Source organism: Deltaproteobacteria bacterium, assembly GCA_009930495.1.
Lineage (GTDB): Bacteria > Desulfobacterota > Desulfovibrionia > Desulfovibrionales > Desulfomicrobiaceae > Desulfomicrobium.
In genome coordinates this window covers 1-1,389 of sequence record RZYB01000401.1, presented here as the reverse complement: position 1 = coordinate 1,389, position 1,389 = coordinate 1, and the positions used below count along the sequence as shown (strand labels likewise).

The 1,389-nt window shown below is 31.7% G+C and carries 1 protein-coding gene; it reads right to left on the bottom strand.

Going from position 1 to position 1,389, the window contains the following annotated elements; translation table 11 throughout:
• The coding region (locus tag EOL86_15000) for an IS1634 family transposase (GenBank protein ID NCD26876.1) at positions 1-1,333 on the bottom strand (1,333 nt) is incomplete at its 3' end.
• Between the last annotated feature and the right edge of the window lie 56 nt (positions 1,334-1,389).

Genomic DNA, 1,389 nt, shown 5'->3' with positions numbered 1-1,389 from the left:
CGTTTTGTATTTTATTTTTATCTAAGCAACAGGAGTTTGTATCTACATCCATTTGCAAGTATTGATTTGTTCCCCTTTTTAAAGCTGCTCTTAGTTTACCTGGAGTTTTTAACCTAGACTCTAATCTCTCTATTATTCTCGCTCTATCACTAGCATCTTTATTAGCTCTCTTTAGTGAGTATGTAACATGAACGTTAGCTTCAATATCTACGTTTTTGTATTTAGGACACTTTCCTCTTTTCTTTTCTTTTTTTCTCTGCTTTTTTATTTCTTCAGTCTCTTTAGGAGTAAGTTCTACTTTTGCAGACACTGTTTGTTTTAATATCTTAGATGCATAAAGTAGTTCTCCAGTTTCTTCACTATATTGCTCTTCTTGCCAAGGTGTATCATCATTAAAGACTGCATCTTTAAACTCTTGCTTTGATCTTTTAAGTGTATAACTAACTACAAAGTGATAACCATTACCATGAAGAAATAGTAAATTGTCATTAGCATTCATTCCTCTGTCTGCTACAACTGTTATTCCTTCAAGATTGTACTTTCCCTTAAGTTTACCAATTGAATCTTTAAGAGTGTTTTGATCCATAGTATTTCCAGGAAATATTTCATAAGTGATAGGAATACCATTGTTATCTATTAAAAGACCCATTACGACTTGTACTTCATTGTTCTTATGATCTTTAGAAAAGCCAAATAGTCTCATCTCTCCCCATTTAGTACTTTCAAATGAGTAGGTAGTAACATCGTAACAAGCAACATCTTCTTTTCTTGTAGTTTTTCTTTTGAAGAAAGAACATAGATGATCTACTAGAGCTTCCTTTTGATTACATAGAACATCTAATACTGAATAAAACACATCTAGTCCAATTGGTGAAATACCAGCATATCTTTCTTGTTCCATTACACTAGCTCTAATGCTATCTGGACTACCACATCTATGAGCTACAAGATAGTAAATGGCATTTCTAACAGCATCTGCATTTCTTTTATTACAATTTTTTTCAAAAAAGTAATCTAAGTTCATAATATCCCAAAGCTTACTTATTATTACATGACCAAATGCATATGATGCAGTAACATCTTTAACTGATTTGATATTACCTTTAGGTAATGAAATAGAAATAGGTTTCTTAGCTTCTTTAAGAGCTTTCGTTTCTTCTCTTACTTCAGCTTTAAGCTTTTCCATGAAGTTAGGATCTTCTGAAAGAAGGTCTGCCAACTTGCCAACTTTGCGAACAATTCGAGTTTTCTTCTTTTTAGTTCCAGGAATATGAGTATCTTCTCTAATAGTAACAACCTCATATCCTTTTGGTCCACCTATTCCTACATACATAGCAAATACCTCTTAAAAATAATATAACATAAAAATTACTAGTTGTAAACAATTTA